This is a genomic window from Streptomyces sp. N50, assembly GCF_033335955.1.
GTDB lineage: Bacteria > Actinomycetota > Actinomycetes > Streptomycetales > Streptomycetaceae > Streptomyces.
In genome coordinates, this window is sequence record NZ_CP137549.1 from 9,837,353 (window position 1) to 9,856,422 (window position 19,070).

The 19,070-nt window shown below is 70.4% G+C and carries 17 protein-coding genes and 1 pseudogene; 11 read left to right on the forward strand and 7 right to left on the reverse strand.

Annotation, left to right across the window (positions count from 1 at the left end; translation table 11 throughout):
• The first annotated feature begins 189 nt into the window (after positions 1–189).
• Together R2B38_RS43680 and R2B38_RS43685 are read left to right on the forward strand one after the other, a co-directional pair.
• On the forward strand, positions 190–807 hold the full coding sequence (locus R2B38_RS43680; RefSeq protein WP_318021363.1) for a helix-turn-helix domain-containing protein: 618 nt from the start codon (positions 190–192) through the stop codon (positions 805–807).
• Positions 804–1,601, forward strand: coding sequence for a sugar phosphate isomerase/epimerase (locus R2B38_RS43685; RefSeq protein ID WP_318021364.1), 798 nt, complete (start codon positions 804–806; stop codon positions 1,599–1,601). The genes R2B38_RS43680 and R2B38_RS43685 overlap by 4 nt, the downstream gene beginning before the upstream one ends.
• Positions 1,602–1,917: 316 nt before the next feature.
• Here R2B38_RS43685 and R2B38_RS43690 read toward each other — a convergent pair whose 3' ends face one another.
• From R2B38_RS43690 to R2B38_RS43720, 7 genes are all read right to left on the reverse strand, one after another.
• Complete coding sequence (locus R2B38_RS43690) at positions 1,918–4,581, reverse strand: family 78 glycoside hydrolase catalytic domain (RefSeq protein ID WP_318021365.1); 2,664 nt, start codon at positions 4,579–4,581, stop codon at positions 1,918–1,920.
• A 61-nt stretch (positions 4,582–4,642) separates the two neighbouring features.
• Complete coding sequence (locus R2B38_RS43695; protein ID WP_318021366.1) at positions 4,643–5,995, reverse strand: MFS transporter; 1,353 nt, start codon at positions 5,993–5,995, stop codon at positions 4,643–4,645.
• A gap of 198 nt (positions 5,996–6,193) precedes the next feature.
• On the reverse strand, positions 6,194–8,005 hold the full coding sequence (gene uidA / locus R2B38_RS43700) for a beta-glucuronidase (protein ID WP_318021367.1): 1,812 nt from the start codon (positions 8,003–8,005) through the stop codon (positions 6,194–6,196).
• Between the two features lie 44 nt (positions 8,006–8,049).
• Positions 8,050–8,865, reverse strand: a complete 816-nt coding sequence (locus tag R2B38_RS43705; RefSeq protein ID WP_318021368.1) for an SDR family oxidoreductase — start codon at positions 8,863–8,865, stop codon at positions 8,050–8,052.
• Positions 8,866–8,892: 27 nt separating this feature from the next.
• Positions 8,893–10,095, reverse strand: coding sequence for a glycoside hydrolase family 1 protein (locus R2B38_RS43710; RefSeq protein ID WP_318021369.1), 1,203 nt, complete (start codon positions 10,093–10,095; stop codon positions 8,893–8,895).
• Between the two features lie 487 nt (positions 10,096–10,582).
• Positions 10,583–11,191: a TetR/AcrR family transcriptional regulator gene (locus R2B38_RS43715; RefSeq protein WP_318021941.1), complete on the reverse strand. Its 609-nt coding sequence runs from the start codon at positions 11,189–11,191 to the stop codon at positions 10,583–10,585.
• A gap of 199 nt (positions 11,192–11,390) precedes the next feature.
• Positions 11,391–11,984, reverse strand: coding sequence for a helix-turn-helix domain-containing protein (locus R2B38_RS43720; protein WP_318021370.1), 594 nt, complete (start codon positions 11,982–11,984; stop codon positions 11,391–11,393).
• Between the two features lie 190 nt (positions 11,985–12,174).
• Between R2B38_RS43720 and R2B38_RS43725 the strand changes: the two are divergent.
• From R2B38_RS43725 to R2B38_RS43765, 9 genes and pseudogenes are all read left to right on the forward strand, one after another.
• Positions 12,175–12,345 (forward strand): annotated as a pseudogene (locus R2B38_RS43725) (hypothetical protein); the annotation flags it as partial.
• A 401-nt stretch (positions 12,346–12,746) separates the two neighbouring features.
• Complete coding sequence (locus R2B38_RS43730; protein ID WP_411978545.1) at positions 12,747–13,154, forward strand: (2Fe-2S)-binding protein; 408 nt, start codon at positions 12,747–12,749, stop codon at positions 13,152–13,154.
• Between the two features lie 381 nt (positions 13,155–13,535).
• A complete protein-coding gene (locus R2B38_RS43735; protein ID WP_318021372.1) occupies positions 13,536–14,372 on the forward strand; it encodes a mycofactocin-coupled SDR family oxidoreductase in 837 nt (278 codons plus the stop codon).
• Positions 14,373–14,398: 26 nt separating this feature from the next.
• A complete protein-coding gene (locus R2B38_RS43740) occupies positions 14,399–15,592 on the forward strand; it encodes a cytochrome P450 (RefSeq protein ID WP_318021373.1) in 1,194 nt (397 codons plus the stop codon).
• On the forward strand, positions 15,589–15,828 hold the full coding sequence (locus tag R2B38_RS43745; protein WP_318021374.1) for a ferredoxin: 240 nt from the start codon (positions 15,589–15,591) through the stop codon (positions 15,826–15,828). Before R2B38_RS43740 ends, R2B38_RS43745 begins: the two co-directional genes overlap by 4 nt.
• Before the next feature lie 124 nt (positions 15,829–15,952).
• Positions 15,953–16,624 carry a TetR/AcrR family transcriptional regulator gene (locus R2B38_RS43750; RefSeq protein ID WP_318021375.1) on the forward strand — a complete coding sequence of 224 codons (672 nt, stop codon included), beginning with the start codon at positions 15,953–15,955 and terminating at the stop codon, positions 16,622–16,624.
• Between the two features lie 41 nt (positions 16,625–16,665).
• Entirely contained in the window at positions 16,666–17,451 is a 786-nt protein-coding gene (locus R2B38_RS43755; protein WP_318021376.1) for an SDR family oxidoreductase, read from the forward strand.
• Entirely contained in the window at positions 17,448–18,224 is a 777-nt protein-coding gene (locus R2B38_RS43760; protein WP_318021377.1) for an SDR family oxidoreductase, read from the forward strand. Before R2B38_RS43755 ends, R2B38_RS43760 begins: the two co-directional genes overlap by 4 nt.
• Positions 18,221–19,060, forward strand: a complete 840-nt coding sequence (locus R2B38_RS43765; protein ID WP_318021378.1) for an NAD(P)-dependent oxidoreductase — start codon at positions 18,221–18,223, stop codon at positions 19,058–19,060. Before R2B38_RS43760 ends, R2B38_RS43765 begins: the two co-directional genes overlap by 4 nt.
• Positions 19,061–19,070: the final 10 nt, after the last annotated feature.

The window sequence follows — 19,070 nt, forward strand, 5'->3', positions numbered from 1 at the left end:
CGGGAAGCGCGGGAAGAGTGGGGACCGCGTTCGTAACCAGAGCGTTATCTGGCGTGAACTCGCCGCGTCCCGCCCCTTGCGCTCGGGGCCGCCGCCGCCCACACTCCGAGCAGACCGCGAAATGTTAAGGCTTGGAAGGTTTTTGGAATGGTGATGCGGGATGCGGGATGCGGGAAGAGGAAGCGCACTGTGACCCCGGCCAAGGCCCGCGGCCCGTACACCAAGACCCCGACGAGACGGGCGGAGATCGTCCGGGCGGCGCGCGAGAGCTTCGCGGAACACGGGTTCACGAAGGCTTCGCTGCGGGACATCGCCGAGCGGGCCGGCATCACCCACGCCGGTCTGCTGCACCACTTCCGCACCAAGGACGACCTGCTCGCCGCCGTGCTCGCCGAACGCGACACCGAGGAACGGCGGTACGCCGCATCGAAGGTCCCGGACATGGACCATCTGGCGCCGTACCTCGGCGACCTGCTGCGCCACCACCAGGAGGCCCCCGAGCTGATGCGGCTGTGGATCGAGCTCGCGGCGGCCGCCTCACGTCCGGAGCATCCCGCACACGGATACTTCGTGCAGCGCTACGCCTGGGGAAGCGATCAGTTCGCGCGGGGCATGCGCGGCAAGGCCGACCGCGGAGAACTGCACGAGGCGATCGCCCCCGAACACGCCGCCACCCTGCTCCAAGCCGTGCTCAACGGCCTGCAGCTGCAATGGCTGCTCGACCAGGATCTGGACATCGTCGGCCCGGTCCGGGCCTTCATGAGGATGACCTTCCCGCAGGCCGCACCACCAGAGGACGAAGAATGAGACCTGGCACTCTCGCCGTCCAGCTGTACAGCGTGATCGATGCCCTGGAGGCCGACCGCCCCGGCACGCTCGCGCGCCTGGCCGCGCTCGGTTTCCGTCACGTCGAGCCGTTCGCGCTCGGCCTGTGGAACACGCCTCCCGATGAACTGGCCGCCAGCGCACGTGCGTTGCGCGCGGACCTGGACGAGGCCGGCCTCGGTGTCAGCTCGGTGCACATCGCCGTCTCGGGCGACAGCCAGGCAGCCGCGGTCGAGATCTGCCGCATCCTCGGCACGGACACTGCCTTCGTGCCGATTCCGTGGCTCGTCGACGGTTTCGACGAGCGGTCCCTGGAGAGCCACGACGGAGTGCGCGCCTTCGCCGGTCGTCTCAACGAGGCGGGGCTGGAGCTGGCAGGGGCGGGGATCCGGCTCGGCTACCACAACCACCACTTCGAGTGGGCCCGGCTGCCGGGCGGCGCCCACGCCTTCGACGTGCTGTGGGATCTGCTCGACCCCGAGGTCCTCGCCGAGGTCGACGTCTACTGGGCCGCCGTGGCCGGCCAGGACCCGGCCGAGGTCCTGAAACGTCTCGGAGAACGCGCCGTGGCCGCCCACGTCAAGGACGGGCCCGCCACATTGGACACAGCGCAGACGCCCATCGGTACGGGAGACATCGACATCCCGGCCGCGTTGCGAGCCGGGACCCATCTGCGCTGGCACATCACGGAGATCGACCGCACCGAAGCCGACCGCTTCGAACTCCTCGCGGCCAACCGGCAAGCGCTCCTGGCGGGCGGCCTGACCGTCCTCTGACATCGTCGACCGCTCCGACAGGCGTAGGACTATGCCGGCCTACCGGCTCGCACCTTGACGCGGCCCTCAAACGGCTGCCCACTCACGCCGAGGAGCTCGGCATCGACCCGCGCCGGGTCGTCGTCGGGGGCGAGAGCACGGGCGGCGGACTCGCCGCGGCGGGCGTGGACCCGTGTCGGAGAGAGCGACCTGCTGGCCGCGCCCGACCGTCCCCGCATGGGGAATCGCGGCAGGCCAGGGGGCGGCGATGCGCGAGGCTCTGCCGGACGGCACGTCCTCCGGGGCTGCCGTCCTCGGGAAATGTGCGCCGGTCGGCTCAACCCGCCTTCCCCACGCGGCGGGAGGCGATGAACCTGCCGCAGGGGAGGGGTTCCACCGTGGTGCCGTCGGGGAAGACGACGCGTGCGGTGGTGGCCGGGGGGACGTCGACCGTGACCGTGAGCAGGTCGCCTGTCGTCCGCCACTCGACGGCGATCGTGCCCTGCGGGGACTCGTGCGTGCCCCGGGCCCACGGCACGGACGGGTGCGGGACGGGCGCGACCTCGAAGGACTCCCAGGCGACCGACCCCGGCGTCTGCCGCAGGCCCAGGACGTGCGTGTGCAGGAAGCGGACCACCGCGCCCTTGCTGTAGTGGTTCAGGGAGTCGTGCGCGGTGCCGGTGTCGTCGACACCCTCCCAGTCCTCCCAGATGGTGGTCGCGCCACGGTCGAGCATGTACAGCCAGGACGGCGCGGTGCGCTGGAGGAGCAACTCGTAGGCGACGTCGGGGTGACCCGTATCGGCGAGGACAGGGAGCAGGTCGCCGGTCGCGAGGAAGCCGGTGCCGAGATGCGTGCCGGCCGCGCGGATCAGCTCGACCAGGCGCGCGGCGGCGGCCTCGCGCAGTGCACCGGGGACGAGGCCGAGCGACAGCGCGCGCACGTAACCGGCCTGGGTGTCGCCGACGGTGCGCCCGCCGGGGGAGAGGAACTCGGTACGCCAGGCGTCACGTACCCGCTCGGCGATCTCGGCGTAGCGGTCCGCGTCCTCGGTACGGTCCAGCACCCGTGCCACGCGGGCCAGGGTCGCCGTCGACCGGTACAGGAAGGCCGTACCGATCTCGCCCTTGTCGGCCATGAACCAGGCGACGGGATCGTCCTTGACCGGGTCGACACGGCTCCCGTCGGCCGCCCTCACCCGGGGCTCGGTCCACTCACCCCAGTGGAAGGAGCCGTCCCACAAGTACCGCTCGTGCGGCAGCGGTTCGGCCGAGCGCTCGGTCCGGGACGGGTGGCGGAGCGTACGGGCGGTCGTGAGCGCCCACTCCACCCAGCGGACCATCGCTTCCCAGTTCTCCGCCAGCACCTCCCGGTCGCCGTACGACTCGTACAGCTCCCACGGGACGGCGACGACGGCGTCTCCCCAGCCGGCCGAGCCGGTCATCATGGCGAACTGGTCGTCGAGGTGGTGTTTGATACGGCGGCCGTCGGGCGAGAAGTTGGCGATCCGGCCGTCGGGCAGCTGGTCGTCGCGGACGGAGCGCAGCCATTTGCGGCTGAAACCCAGGACGTCGTACAGGCGGGTCGCGGTGGGGGCGAAGACCTGGTAGTCGCCGGTCCAGGCGAGCCGTTCACGGGTCGGACAGTCGGTGGGCACGTCGACGGCGTTGCCGCGGAAGCTCCACTCGGCGATCTCGTGGAGGCGGTTGAGATCCTCGTGGCCGCTGGTGAAGGTGCCGGTGCGGCGCAGGTCGGAGTGGACGACCCGCATGACGAGGCTCGCCGGGTCGAGCGGGGCGCCGTCGCGGCGGACGCGGGCGTAGCGGAAGCCGTGCACGGTGTGGCGCGGCTCGAACGTCTCACCGCCGCCCACGGACACCACCTCGTCGCGCTGGACGAAGGGGATCGATGCCTGGCCCGGCCGGGTGGCGTCCAGGTGAGCGGTCGTCAGGTCGCCGTCGGGGCCGAGGTGTTCGCCGTGGTCGATGACGGTACGGGTCCCGGCCGGTCCGAGGTCGCTCAGAGTGATCCGGCCGGAGGCGTTCTGACCGAAGTCGGCGATCCAGAGCCCGTCCCCGATCCGCTGGACCGACTGTGCGGGGCGCGACTCCACGACCCGCACCGGCGGGGCCGGCGACCAGGTGATCGCGGGTGCCTCGACCCGGTCCACGAGGACAGGCCGTTCGGTGCCGGGGCCGACGCGGAAGTCGGTGGTCTGCCCGTCCATGAGGTCGGCCCGGGTGATGGCCGACTCCGCACTCGTCCACGTCCCGTCGGTGCGGACGACCTGCCGTGTGCCGTCCTCGTGCACGAGGTGGAGTTCGGCCCGCGCGCCGGGCACAGTGCCCCAGCCGGCAGGTTGGCGGAAGGCGCCCACCTGGCCCCGGTACCAGCCGTCGGACAGCAGGATCTCGATCCGGTTGTCGCCCGTGACGACGGCTTCCGTGACGTCGTGGGCCTGGGCGTGGAGCGTACGGTCGTAGGAGGTTGCCCCGGGCGTGAGTTCGGCGGTGCCGGCCCGCTGGCCGTTGACGTACGCCTCGTACAGCCCGAGTGCCGTCGCGTACAGCCGTGCCGAGCGCACCCCGGCCCGTACCGGGAACCGGGCCGACAGCGCGTATGCGGGCCGCCTGCCGTATCCGCGGTCGCCGGACTCGGCGGGACTGATCCAGCGCGCCCGCCAGTCGGCGGCCTGCAGACCGCTCTCGAACGTGTGCCACCGCGACCACGGCGAGTCGCCGTCGGCGCCGAGCGCCCGGACCCGCCAGGCCACCCGACGGCCGCTGTCCAGCACCGCCCACGGCCAGGGGAGGAACCGGTGCGCGCCCACCGCAGTGGTCACTGCGGGCCGCGCCTCGCCGTCGACGGTGCACTCCACCTCGTACGCCACCGGGCGTGCCGCGTCCGACGGCGGCTTCCACGACAGCCGGGGCGTGGGCCCCGACACGGGGAAGCTGTCACCACCGCTGTCGATGCCCAGGTCGTACGGTGCGTTGTGCATGCTGTGCCTTCTCCGAACTCGGTGGAACAGGATGGTTCTTGCGACGTCTGCTGGGGCGGCGCTACCGGACAGACTTGATCTTGAACTTGACGATGAGGCCCCCGACCAGGGCCAGGACCGCACCGATCAGGTAGAGCTGGGTGTAGTTCTTCTCGCCGCCGTCGCTGACGCCGAGGGTGATGACGAGCGGGGCGATCAGCGGGGCGACGGCGCTGGGGATCTTCTGCGCGAAGGCGACGACGGCGAGGTAGCGGCCGGCCTCGGCCCGGTCCGGCAGGACGGCGAACACGATCGCCTGGTCGACGGCGCTGAACAACGCGATGGCGAACTGCATCAGCACCGCGCCGACGACCAGCTGGGGCAGCGAGTGGGCGAACGCCTCGGTGACCGCCCCGGCGACGAACACCGCGGAGCCGATCAGGGTGAACAGCTTGCGCCGGCCGAGCTTGTCGGAGAGGAAGCCGCCCCCGATGGCACCGCCGGCGGCGGCCATCACGCCCACGGTTCCGATGACCGTCACGATCCCGGCGACCTCCTTGACCGGAAGGTCGAGCCGCTGCGCGTAGAAGAAGGTGCCGAAGGTGGTGTTGAAGTACAGGCCCATGAAGAAGACGAACCGGCCGAGCCAGTTCCAGCCGAAATCCGGGTACTTGCGCGCGTTGAAGCCGTAGCTGGCGACCACGCTCCGCAGCGTCACGCCGCTGGTGCGCACGAGCGCGCGGGAGTCCCCCTCGGGCTTGAACACCGGGAACAGGATCACCAGGGCCGCACCCAGGACGCCCGGGACCAGGAACACCAGGAACGTGCTGGAGGCCACCCCGTACGCGAGGCCGATGCCGATCACGGGGGCGATCTGGGTCATGACACTGGTCAGCGCCGAGACCCGCCCGCGCTGCTCCTCGGGCACCCGGTCCGCCTGGACGTTCTGGACGGCCTGCCCGGTCGTGGCCCAGCCGATCATGCCGACGACCCACGCCAGGCCCAGCAGGAGGACCGACGGTGCGAGGGCCACTCCGACGAGCGCGACGGTGCCGAGCAGGGCGCCGCCGATCATGAAGGGGGTCCGGCGGCCGAGCCGGGAACGGGTCCGGTCGCTCCAGAGGCCGATCAGCGGGCTGAGGACCAGGTAGACGAACTGCGCGGACCCGGTGACGTAGCCGAGCTGTTCCTCGTGCCCGGGCGCCAGATCGGAGATCCGCACCGCGAGCGAGTAGGAGAGGGGCACCATCAGGGCCAGGGAAGCGCCGAAACTGGCGATCATCAGCCAGAGGAGGTAGTCCCTGCCGACCTTCTGCAGCGGCGGCGCCTCGATCTCGGGCTCGGCGGGCGGCTCGGTGGGAACCCCGGCGGCGTCCTGCGGCGACACCGTCAAAGGGGGCACCACCACGCTGACGTCTCGGTCGGCGTGAGGCATGAGGACTCCTTTGTCACATGGTCACGAGGGGTGGCGGCAGCCGACGGGCGCCAGGGACGGCCGTCTTCGGGACGGCGGGCGAGGATGCCGGCGGCACGGTCGATGCCGTACCGCCGACCGGTCCCGGGGTCGAGGCATGGGCCGCCTTCTCGGTCGCGCGGCGCAACGGAAGCGCGACGCCGCGCGCCCCCGCAGCTGTCAGTCGGCCGTGGCCTCGCCGGGCTTGCGGCCGTCCAGGCCGTGCCAGCGTCGGCGCAGGGCGGACGCGGCGGACTTGGGCTTGCGGTCGCGGGTGAACACGCCCTTCTTGTTGCCGTCGACGCGGTGGATGCCGGGCGAGGTCTGGAAGTCGGCGAAGTTCCAGACGTGTTCGCCGACGAACTCGGGGATGCGGTCGAACACGCGGTGGTACATGGCGAGGAAGTCGCTCTGGTACTCCTCGCTCCACGGGGTGTCCCAGACGGAGTGCAGGCCGGGCTGGGTGTCGGCGCCGTACTCGGACATCATGACGGGCTTGCCGAAGCGCTGGACCCACCCGCGCAGGTCCTGTTCCAGATACCCCTCGGCGGTCGCGAGGTCGCCCGTGAACAGGTACCAGCCGTAGTAGCGGTTGATGCTCAGGACGTCGAACAGGTCGCCGATCTGGTCGTTCTGCGGGGTCGCGAACATGACGGCGGCGTAGGTGAGGGGCCGGGTCGGGTCGAGCTTGCGGGCCAGTTCGACCAGGGGCTCGAAGTAGTCGCGCGCGCCGTCCTCGTTGGAGGCCGGCTCGTTGGCGAGGCACCACATCACCACGCTCGGGTGGTTCCTGTCCCGCTCGATCAGCTCCCGCAGGTGCTGGGCGTGGACGTCCCGTGTCGTTCCGCCGAAGTTCTCCGGCGCGAAGGTGGGGGTCGGCGGAACACCGGTGAGCCCGCCCTGGACTCCCAGGTTGAGGCCGACAGCGGCGGTCTCGTCGATGACGACGATGCCGTGCCGGTCGGCGAAGTCCAGGACCTCTTCGGCGTAGGGGTAGTGGGAGGTGCGGAAGGAGTTGGCGCCCGTCCACTCCATCAGCTGGAAGTCGTGCACGAGGTAGGCGTCGTCGTGGCCCTTGGCGCGGACCGGGGTGTCCTCGTGTTTGCCGAAGCCGGTGAAGTAGAAGGGCTCGCCGTTGATGAGGAAGTCGGTGCCCCGCACCTCGACGGTACGGACGCCGAAGGGCTGGGTGTAGCTGTCTACGGTCTCCCCGTCCACCGTCAACTCCACGACGAGGTCGTAGAGATAGGCCGCGCCCGGCTGCCAGAGCGTGACGTCCTCGATGCGCAGGACGCCCTCGGGGCCGTGGCCCTCCGCGACGGTCCGGCCGGACTCGTCCACCGCACGCACCCGCACGGTGACGGTGTCGGCGTGCTCGCCGTCGGCCTCCACGCGGTACTCGACGGTGCCGGCCGTGCCGTCCCGTCCGGTGACGACGGTGAGGTCCTCGACGAAGGTCGTCGGCGTGCTGTACAGGCGGACCGGGCGCGCGATGCCCGCGTAGTTGTAGAAGTCGTGCAGATACGACTGCCGTTCGCGGCCGTCGGGGCCGGTCGTGACGGTGCCGGGCGGGATCGTCACGTTGGTCAGCCGGTTGTCGACGCCGACCGTCAGCTGGAACTCGGCGCCGGGTTCGACGACGCCGGTGAGGTCCGCCTCGAACGGTGTGTAGCCGCCGGTGTGTTCGGCCACGAGCCGTTGGTCGACGTAGACCTGCGCGGTGTGGGTGACGGAACCGAAGCGCAGGATCACGCGTTCGCCGGTCCAGCCGCGCGGCACGCGCACGTCGCGCTGGTACCAGACGACTCCGACGTGGTCACGGATCTCCGGGTCCACGAACAGGTCGTTGTAGCTGGCGGGCACGGGGACTTCGAGCGGTGGGGCGAGACGCGACGCCCACGGGGTCGCGCCGGCCCGGGTGCCGAGAGCGAACCGCCACAGGCCGTCGAGGCCGACGAGGTCGCGGGTGGGGGTGGTGCGGGGCGAGAGCATGGGGTTCCTACCGGGTCGTCGGAGCAGTGGGGGGCGGTGCGCGGTTACGAGGTCTCGCCGGCGTCGGCGAGGAGCGTGCTGCCCGTCATGAAGGCCGAGAGGTCGCTCGCGCAGAACAGCACCACCCGGGCGATGTCGTCGGGCACGCCGAGCCGGCCGAGCGGGCCCGGCTGCATCACGGACATGAACGAGTCGGCGTCCACTCCGGCCGCGGCGGCCGCCGCCATGTTCCCCTCGGTCGGTACGAACGTCGGTGCGACGCCCAGCACGCGGATGCCCAACGGGGCGAACTCCAGGGCCAGTTGGCGGGTGAGGCCGCGTGCCGCGTGCTTGGAGCCGACGTACGCGGCGAGCCCGGGGGCCGTCCCGCGGAACCCGGCCGTGGAGACGACGTTGACGATGACGCCCCCGTGTCCGGCGTCGCTCATCCGGCGCGCGGCCTCGCGGGAGCCGAGGAAGACGCCGCGGGTGTTGATCGCGAACACCTCGTCGAAGGCCTTGGCGGACATCTCCAGCGCGGGCACGCTGGGGAAGATCCCGGCGTTGTTCACCCAGATGTCGATGCCGCCCAGCTCCCGGACCGCGAGGTCGGCGGCGGCCACCACGCTGTCGGGGTCGGTGACGTCCAGGTGGGCGGCCAGGGAGCGGCCGGGGCCTCGGGCGCCGAGCTCCTGGGCGGCGGCGGTGGCGAGCTCGTCGTGGATGTCCGCGACGAGCACATCGGCTCCCGCCTCGGCCAGCCGCTCGGCGACGGCCCGGCCGAGCCCCTGGCCCGCGCCGGTCACGACGGCGCGCCGCCCGGCCAGGGAGACGAGTTCGGTAAGGGACTTGGACGAGACCTCGGGTACGGATATCTGCACGGTGTGTCCCTCCGTTGGAAGTGCGGGTCAGATCCGGCCGCGGCGGGCGGTCTCGCCCAGCCAGTAGAGAGAGGGCTTGGGGCGGCGCTCGAACGTCTCGCGGTCGACCTCGACCAGACCGAAGGTCGGTGCCCAGTGGCCCCACTCGTAGTTGTCGAGCAGGCTCCAGTGCAGATAACCGCGTACGTCCGCCCCGTCGGCGATCGCCTTGCCGAGGTGCTCCAGGGCCTCGCCCGTGTAGGCGATGCGACGGGTGTCGTCGCCGGTGGCGATGCCGTTCTCGGTGATCAGGATCGGCAGGCCGCCGGTGACCTCGGCGGTGTGCCGCACCGCGATGCCCAGGGCGTCGGGCCGGTAGGCGGTGCCCACGAGCGTGTTGTCCGGGTGCTGCGGGTGGGGCTCGATGCCGTCCGGATCGACCCACTGGCTGGAGTACGACTGCACGCCCACGAAGTCGTCGCCGCGCGAGCCCGCCAGGTAGAGGTCCTCCCACACGTACTCCAGATCCCGCTTGTTGTTCTCCGCTCCGGGACGGGCCACGAAGGCGCGGTTGGCGACCGTCCAGCCGACTTTGGCGTCGGTGCGCTCGTGCAGCACCTTTCGCGCGGCCTGGTGCGCCTCGACGAGCCGGTGGCCGATCACCACGTCGGGGGCGGGCAGTTGCGGGCGCGGGCCCTCGTTGTCGAGGGTGGGGCTCTGCCACTCCTCGCCGGCCTGCGGGTTCTGGAAGGCCCGGGCCATGCCGACCATGATGGCCAGCATGTTCGGCTCGTTCATGGTGACGACCCACTCGACCCCTTCGAGGATCGGCGTGACCGTCTCGACGTAGGTCCGGAACCGGTCCACCGCACGGTCGCCGAGCCAGCCGCCTTCCTCCGCGAACCAGAGCGGGCTGGTGAAGTGGTGCAGGGTGACGACCGGCGTCAGACCGAGTTCGAGGGCCGTCTCGATCATGCGCCGGTAGTGGGCGAGTTCGGCGCGCGAGACCAGGCCGGGAAGCGGTTCGATCCGTGCCCACTCGATACCGAAGCGGTAGGCGTTCAGCCCGGCGTCCGCCAGCAACTGCATGTCCTCGCGGTACCGGTGGTAGCTGTCGCAGGCGTCGCCGCTGCGTTCCATGCCCGGGATGCGTCCCTCGTTCGCCCAGAAGTCGCTGTTGAGGTTGTTGCCCTCGATCTGGTGCGGTGCCGTGGAGGCTCCCCAGAGGAACGCGGGCGGGAATTCGGTCATCGTCGACTGCTTTCCTGAGTGTCGGTGGTTCGGACCTCGTGGCACCTGGGCCACGGTCCGGCCGTTCGGGCGCGGGTGGGCAACGGCCCGAGCGCGGAGGGGCGTTGAGGGTTGAGCGAGCTCTCCGGCAGAGCGGGTTGCGGCCCTGCCGGTTCGTCGGTTCGTGAGTGCGAAGTGCCCGACCAACCAACTCTTACCGTGTGGTTAGTTTTCGTTGGGACGGTAGACCGGGATCACAAGGGCGGGAAGGCTGCCGCTCGGCTTCGTGATCAGAACGTTATGCGGCGACGTCTCGGCCGGTGAGGGCTGGCGTCGGCCTGGGCGGGGCGGACGGAAGCGGTACACGTCCAGCCCGTGGCGGCGCCGCCGCTCCCGCGAGGAGCGCGGTTCGTGGCCGCCGGTTGTGAGTGAGATCCCTAGGGCCGCTCGCGAGGTCGTGCGCGGGCGTGCCTTCAGAGGGTGTGGGATGTGTTGCTCGGCGATACGTTCACTGGTCGCCGCGGTCGCTCTCGAAGAGCAGGCGTACGAAGTCGGTGACGGGTCCGGCGATGTCGAGGTCCTGGTCCAGCACCCACTGCAACTGGAGCCCATTGAGCACAGCGTGGAAGAGGACCGCCGCGCTCTCCGGACTGACGCCTTCGCGCAGCCTGCTGTGCGCGGCCTCGCTGTCGAGTCCCTCGGCGAACTGCGTGCGCCCGCGTTCGTAGCGCTCGACGAAGTAGGCGTGGGCGGGATGATCCGGCCGTGCGGCCGCGGCGGCGAGCTCGATCCACAGGCGCATCAGTTCGGGGGCCTTCTGGTGGTGGCGGATGAGCTCGCCGAGATAAGGGGCGAGCTGGTCCAGGCTGTCCACTGCTTCCAGGCCCTGCTGCCATTCCTCCGCGTCGCGTTCGGCGAGCACCTCGGCGAGGAGTTCGTCCTTGTTCCGGAAGTGGTGCAGGAGACCGGCGTGGGTGATGCCTGCTCTTTCCGCGATGTCGCGCAGGGAGGCCTTGGCGTAGCCGTTCTCGGCGAAACTTTCGCGTGCCGCTCGTACGATCTCCGTCCTGCGGGCAGGCGTCTTGGCGTACGGTCCACGCGCTTTGGCCTGGCCCACGGTGCGCTCACTCTCCTCGACGAAGCCCGGTCCGGGACGGTCCTGCGCGGCTGCTGAGACCTCAAAGCTTCCCACATGGTCAAGATTCGTGTCTGCGCACACCCTTCCCCTGTCTGTCGCACGGGTCTAACGTCTGACCAGAAACCAACCGTGCGGTAAGAGTTGGCCGCCGACCCGGTCGGGGTGCCGGCCGTGCCCTTCAGTCCTCGGCGGGGGCGCTTTCGTAGCGTTGGAGGAACTTTTCCACGAAATCGAGGGTCTCGGCGTGCCGGGTAGTCATGCCCATCGTGTTCTCCATCATGAGGATCCGCCCGAGGGCGTTGGCCAGTATGAGCAGCACGGTGGGGGACACCTCCGGCGGCAGCTCGACGCCAGTCTCCGTGAGCCGCCGTGTGAGGACCTCCAGCTGTACCTCGCGGAAGCGCTCGGCACGGGCGGCGAGTTCGGCGCGGATCGCCTTGCGGTGATTGGCCAGCGCGGTGAACTCCGTGGTCAGCGCGTTCCCCGGGTGACTGGTGACCTGCCACAGGGCGCGTATCGGCTGGGGGCCGCCCAGCCGGCGGGCCACCCGCTCCAGCTCCTCGTCGCCCCGTCGTCGCAGCACCGCGAGGAAGAGGTCGTCGAGGGTGCGGAAGTAGTACAGCACCAGCGCCGGGGCGACCTCGGCCTCGCGAGCCACCCGGCGTACGCCGACGGAGGCGTACCCCTCCTCGAGCATCAGCCGCTCGGTGACGTCGAGCAGGACCTGGCGCGTCTTCGAGTTCTCGGTGCCCATACGGCGAGGCGCAGTCATGCCGCTCATTGTCCTTGACGGCTCCGCGGGGCGCTGTTAAACAGTTGTTCAGCACTCGTGTTAAACACTCGTTCAACATGAACGGAGGGCACGGCTGATGGCTCGCATTACGGGCACCCGCACTCTGCGCGTCGAGGATCCGCGGCTGCTGACCGGCACCGGCACCTACGACGACGTCGTACGGCCCGGAATGCTGGCCGCCTGTTTCGTCCGCAGCCCCGTCGCGCGCGCCCGCATCGCCGCGATCGACGTGCCGGAGGCGCTCCAACTGGACGGCTTACACGCCGTGTTCGTCGCCCAGGGCCTCAACCCGGGAGTACCCGAGCAGTGGTACACGTTGAACGGGCGCCAAGATCCCGACACGCCACGGCCGCCGCCGGCCGAGGACGAGGGGTGGTTCGTCGGCGACCCGGTGGCCATGGCCGACGGCGACGGCAACCCCCTCGCCACCACCTTCATGGACCACCTGCTCCCTACGGCCGCCGAGGTGCCCGTCATCGAGCTCGGCCACGTCGAGACACCCGGCCCAGGACCCGGCGGCCGCAAGGGAGTTGGCGAGGGCGGCGCGATCGGATCCTCCCCGGCCGTGGTGAACGCGGTCGCCGACGCCCTCGCACCGCTGGGCGTGGAGATCGGCCGGCTACCGCAAGCGCGTCGGCGCGGCCATGGTGACCCGCTCCTGGCGGCGCGCCGTACGGGAGGCGGTCCAGGGCTGACGGCGACATCGAGATACGGCTCAACAGCCTTCCGCGCCGTGACACCGTGCCGCCCCCGGCTCACCCTCGCCGACTTCCAGCGCGTCAACTGCTTCCTCTCCGGCACCACTTGGGGTGCGAGCACGGTGTCTGCGGCGCCTGCACGGTGCTGCTGGACGGCGAAGCCGTGGGCGCCTGCCTGGTCTTCGCCGTGCAGGCCGCGTTCCGTGAGCGCCACGGGCTCCAGCGCGGGTTCTGCACCCCGGGCTTCGTCGTCTCGGGCACCGCCTTTCTCGCCGAGAACCCCACAGCCACCGACGAGGAGATCCGCGCCGCCCTGTCCGGCGATCTTTGGCGCTGCACGGGCTACCAGGGGATCGTCAACGCCGTCCGGGCTGCCTCCGTGCGTTCCCGGCGCGATGCTCTCGTCCCGCGACGGCGACAGCTTCCAGGGCCGGATCAAGGTCACAGGTGACGTGCCGCCTGGTCGCGTCGGGCACGAACTCCACCGACGTCCTCGTGGACACCGACCTCGCGGGCCTCTCGTCGGGCGGTTCGCCGCGAACCTGCCCGCCGAACTCGCCGTACCCGCACCGGATCCGGCTGCCGAACCTGTCGTACAGCCCGTACACGCCCGGATCCTCTCGTCGTCGAACCCATCGACCTCATCGACGCCGCCGGCGCAAGCGTCCTCAAGCGCATCGCATCGCCCCGCCGGCCACCGCACGCGCCGCGCTGCTCCTTGCTCGTGCTCCTGGTACGCGGCGGCCGACGCAACGACCGGTGACCAGGCCTCCCCGCCGTCGTCACCCCGTCCCGACCCATCCCATCCCGTACTCAGGAAACGAGGTCACTCATGCCCGGACGAGTGGAAGGCAAGGTCGCCTTCATCACCGGCGCCGCCCGCGGCCAGGGCCGCAGCCATGCCGTACGGCTGGCGGAGGAAGGCGCCGACATCATCGCCGTCGACGTGTGCAAGCAGCTCGACGGCGTCACGTTCCCCATGTCCACGCCCGAGGACTTGGAAGAGACGGTCAAGCAGGTCGAGAAACTGGGCCGCCGTATCCACGCCGTACAGGCGGACGTACGCGACCACGACGCGCTCAAGGCCGCCGTGGACGACGGCGTCGCCGAATTCGGCCGGCTGGACATCGTCGCGGCCAACGCCGGCCTCGGCAGCGACGGCGCCACGCTCGACGCCATGGAGGAGAAGACCTGGCGCGACATGATCGACGTCAACCTGACCGGCGTCTGGTTGTCCGCCAAGGTTTCCATCCCGCACATCGTCGCGGGCGGACGAGGCGGCTCCATCATCCTGACCAGCTCCGTCGGCGGCCTCAAGGGCTACGCGAACATCGGCCACTACATCGCCGCCAAGCACGGCGTGGTGGGCCTGATGCGCACGATGGCAGGGGAGTTGGGGGCACACAACATCCGCGTCAACACCGTGCACCCCACCCAGGTGAACACCCCGATGGTGATGCACGAGGCCACCTACCGCATGTTCCGCCCCGACCTGGAGAACCCCACCGTCGACGACTTCGCGGCGGTGTCCCAGGGCATGCACATGCTCCCCACCCCGTGGGTGGAGCCGCTGGACATCAGCAACGCCGTCCTCTTCCTCGCCTCCGACGAGGCCCGCTTCGTCACCGGCGTCACCCTGCCGATCGACGCCGGCGCCCTGCTCAAGTGAGCCGCACACCACAGGGAGATGCGTCCATGACCACTGTCGACACCGTCTACTGGGACCCCTACGACCCGGCCCTCGCCCGCGACCCCTACCCCCTCTACGCACGGATGCGCGAGGAGGCGCCGCTCTACTACAACGAGCAGCACAAGTTCTACGCCGTCAGCCGCCACGCCGACGTCCAGCGGGGCCTCGCGGACTGGCAGACCTACTCCTCCGCCCGGGGCGACATCCTGGAGATCATCCAGGCGGACATCGAACTCCCGCCCGGCACCCTCATCTTCGAGGATCCGCCCGTCCACGACATCCACCGCAAGCTCCTGGCCCGGGTGTTCACACCCCGCCGGATCTCGACCCTGGAGCCACGCGTACGGGCCTTCTGCCGGCGGGCCCTCGAACCGGTGGCGGGAGCCGAGCGGTTCGACCTCGTCGAGGCCGTCGGCGCCGAGATGCCGATGCGGGTGATCGGGATGCTCCTGGGGATCCCGGAGGCCGACCAGCCCGCCATCCGCGACCTTACCGACGAGACGCTGGGCACCGAGGGCGGCGGAAAGATCAATCACGAGGACATCCTCAGTACGGATGCCTTCAAGGACTACATCGAGTGGCGCAAGCGGCACCCTTCCGACGACCTCATGACCGAGCTGATGACCGCGGAGTTCGAGGACGAGAACGGCATCACGCGCACACTCACCGACGACGAGGTCCTGACCTACTGCTCCGTGGTCGCCGGCGCAGGCAACGAGACCACGGGCCGCCTCATCGGCTGGTTCGGCGCGCTCATGGCCCGATACCCGGAAGCCCGCCGGGAGTTGGCGGCCGACCCCACCCTCATCCCCAACGCCATCGAGGAGATCCTGCGCTTCGAGCCGACCGGGCCGTTCACCGGGCGGTACGTCACCAGGGACGTGGAGCTGTACGACCGCACGGTGCCGGCCGGCAGCGCCATCCTCTTCATCCAGGCCGCCGCCAACCGTGACCCCCGCCGCTTCGACGACCCCGACCGCTTCGACATCCACCGCGTCACCCAGCACATGAGTTTCGGTGTCGGCGCCCACTACTGCCTGGGCGCGGCCCTGGCCCGGCTGGAGGGCCGGATCGCGGCGGAGGAGATCCTCAAGCGGTTCTCCGGCTGGGACGTCGACTGGGACCACGCCGAGCTGGCGCAGACCTCGACCGTGCGCGGCTGGAAGACCCTGCCGCTGGTCATCGAAGGAGCCCGATGACGACCGAGCGGTGGAACGTCACCGTCGACACACGGATGTGCGTCCGCACCGGGCTGTGCGCCGCCTCCGCGCCCGAGCACTTCGCACTCGACGAGAACGGCCAGGGGCAGGCGAGGTCCGCCACCCTTCCCGCGTCCGAAGAGGTGCTGGAGGTGGCCGAGTCGTGCCCGATCGAGGCCATCGGTATCAGGGGCGCGGACACCGGTGAGCGAGTCTTCCCGCCGCCGGGCTCCTGAACATTTCTCCAACTGACTGACTGCTAAGGCAGTTGACTTCACGCCAGAGCGAAACTAGATTCCTGTTATGCGGAAATGATGTTCTCGAATCTGCGCAACACTGCTCTTCAAGGGGTCTGGTGTCGTGGTTCAACCGTCCGTGAAGGAACAGATCGTCCTGGCCGCCGAGCGGCTCTTCGCCGAGCACGGCCTCGACGGGGTGTCTCTGCGTCAGATCAGCGCGGCGGCTGGGAACGGCAACAACACGGCGGTGCAGTACCACTTCGGCACGAAGGAACACCTCGTCCAGGAGATCTTCGAGTACCGGCTGCCGGAGCTGAACGAACGACGCAGGCTGCTGGTTGCGCGTCGGCGCCCGGACGATCTCAGGACCTGGGTGGAGTGCCATCTCCTGCCCGTCCTGGAACAGGGCGAACAGGAGGGCAGTCACTACCTCAGCTTCGTCGCGATGCTCCAGCAGCACGGCCGTCGGGACGTCTTCGAACGCCTTTCGCCCGAACTGAGCAAGCCCACCAACGACTTCGTCGAGCGGATCGGCACCCTACTTCCACACCTCCCCGAGCCGTTGCGCGGCCACCGCATCTCGCAGGCCCTGGCCTTCGGCGTACATGCCGCCTCCGAACGTGAACGCACCCGGGCCCGCGGCGGGCACGTGCTGTCCTTCGCCGTCCATGTCGGGGACCTGCTGGACGGCCTGGTCGGCTTCCTCCAGGCCCCGGTGTCCTCGACGACCTCGTCCGTGCTCGGCGAGACCGGGACCGGACCGAGTGAACCGGTCCCGCCGCTTCATCCCTGAACAACCGCCCTCCCACCCACGAGCGGAGGAACGACGTCGCGATGAGTATCGATCTGCACAACGCCGTGGCGGTGATCACCGGCGCCGGCAGCGGGATCGGCCGTGCCGCCGCCCACGCCTTCGCCCGGCGCGGCGCGCGTGTCGTGGTCACCGACCTCGTCGGCGAGCGGGCGCACACCGTGGCCGGTGAACTCGGTGACCGGGCCGTCGCCCTGGAGTGCGACGTGACCAGCCTCGACGACCTGCAAGCGGTGCGGAAACTGGCCCTCGACCGCTTCGGCCGCATCGACCTGGTCATGAACAACGTCGGCATCCTTGCCGTCGGCCCCGTCGAGGACATTCCCCTGGACGCGTGGCAACGCGTCGTGGACGTCAACCTGTTGGGCGTCGTCCGCAGCAACCTCGTATTCCTGCCCGTGTTGTTGGAGCAGGGATCTGGTCACGTCGTCAACACCGCTTCCACGGCAGGCCTGTTGCCCTACGGATTCGACCGCCTGCCGTACACCGCGACCAAGCACGCCGTCGTCGGCCTGTCCGAGGCGCTCGCGCTCTACCTGCGCCCGCGCGGCATCGGTGTCTCCTGCCTGTGCCCGGCCGGCGTCGCCACCAACATCGTCGAGCAGATCAGTTTCTACGGGGAACCGGCATCGCCCCGAGGCCCCGACTTCCCGGTCCTGGACGCCGACTCGGTCGGCGAACTCGTCGCCGACGGCGTCACCCACGACCGCTTCCTCATCCTCACCGCACCGCAGGCCGCCGACGAACTGCGCGAGCACGGTGCCGATGTCGACGCCTATCTGTCCCGTCTGACGAAGGAAGCCCCATGAGCAGCACACTCGACCGGCTCCGCCTGGATGGCAAGGTCGCCGTCGTCACCGGGGGTGCCGGCGCCATCGGCCAGGTCTACGGCCGGGCACTCGCCGAGGCCGGCGCCGCCGTCGTCCTCGCGGACCTCAACGGCGAAGGCGCCGAGCAGGCCGCCAAGACGCTGGCCGCCGACGGACTGCGCGCGCTCGGCGTACAGGTCGACATCACCGACCGCGACTCCGCAGCCGACCTGGCGGCGAAGACCACCGACGCCTTCGGTGGCATCGACATCCTCGTGAACAACGCCGCGTTGATGGCCGAGATACCCCAGGTCGACATCCTGGACCTGCCCACGGACTGGTTCGACCGCGTCATGCGCGTCAACGTCCTCGGCGCCGTCATCTGCGCGGGCGCGGTGAAGGCCTCCATGGTCGAGCGAGGCGGCGGACGCATTATCAACCAGGTCTCCGCAGGCGCTTTCATGGGCGGCGGTATCTACGGCGTCAGCAAACTGGCCCTGGTCAACGTCACCGTCGGCCTCGCCCGTTCGCTCGGCCCGCTCGGCATCACCGTCAACGCCATCGCACCCGGCCTGGTCGAGAACGAGCCGGGCATGCGCAGCCTGCCCGCCGACCACCCCGCACGCGCCGCCCTCACGGCAGCCATCCCGGGCAAGAAGTCCGCGCCCGCCGAAGACCTGCTCGGCACGCTGCTGCTGCTCGCCTCCCCGGCCGGCGAGTGGATCAACGGCCAGGCCATCAGCGTCGACGGCGGCTGGGTCACCCGGCTGTGACGCGCGCCGGGACACGGGTCGGTTTCATCGGACTGGGCAGCCAGGGCGCGCCGATGGCCCGCCGCATCGCCGAGGAGTCGTTCCCCCTGACGCTGTGGGCGCGTCGCCGTACGTCCACGGACGCCTTCGCCGATACGGCCGCCACAGTGGCGGCAACCCCGGCCGAACTGGGGTCGGCCAGCGACATCGTGTGCTTGTGCGTCGTCGCGGATGCGGACGTCGAGGACGTCCTCCTGCGACCCGACGGCGTACTGACCGGCATGGCTCCCGGCGGGGTCGTCGTCCTCCACTCCACCATCCATCCCGACACCTGCCGACGCGTCGCCGACGAGGCCGCCAAGCGGGAGATCGCCGTGGTGGACGCTCCGGTCAGCGGCGGAGGCGGAGCGGCCGCGGAACGCAGGCTCCTGGTCATGGCCGGCGGACAGGAGGCGGACGTCGCCCGCTGCCGACCGGTGTTCGACACCTTCGCCGACCCGGTCATCCACCTCGGACCGCTGGGCAGCGGCCAACTCGCCAAGCTGCTCAACAACTTCGTGTTCACCGCCCAGGTCGGCCTGGCGCTGGACACCTTCTCCCTCGCCGACGGACTCGGCATGGACCGCACCGCGGTCGCACAGGTGCTCGCGCACGGCACCGGCGGCAGCCGCGCCGCGGCCGTCCTCGCCGCTTCCGGCTTCAACACCGACGGGCTGAGCCGGGCCCTGCCGCTGCTGCGCAAGGACGTCGGCCTCCTGCTCGACGTCGCCGACACGGCCCGCGCTCCCCGGCCCCGGACGCTCGCGGACCTCACCACGCACACGCTGTCGACGCTGGACCGGAGTCCGGCGCCCTGACCACCGCCCC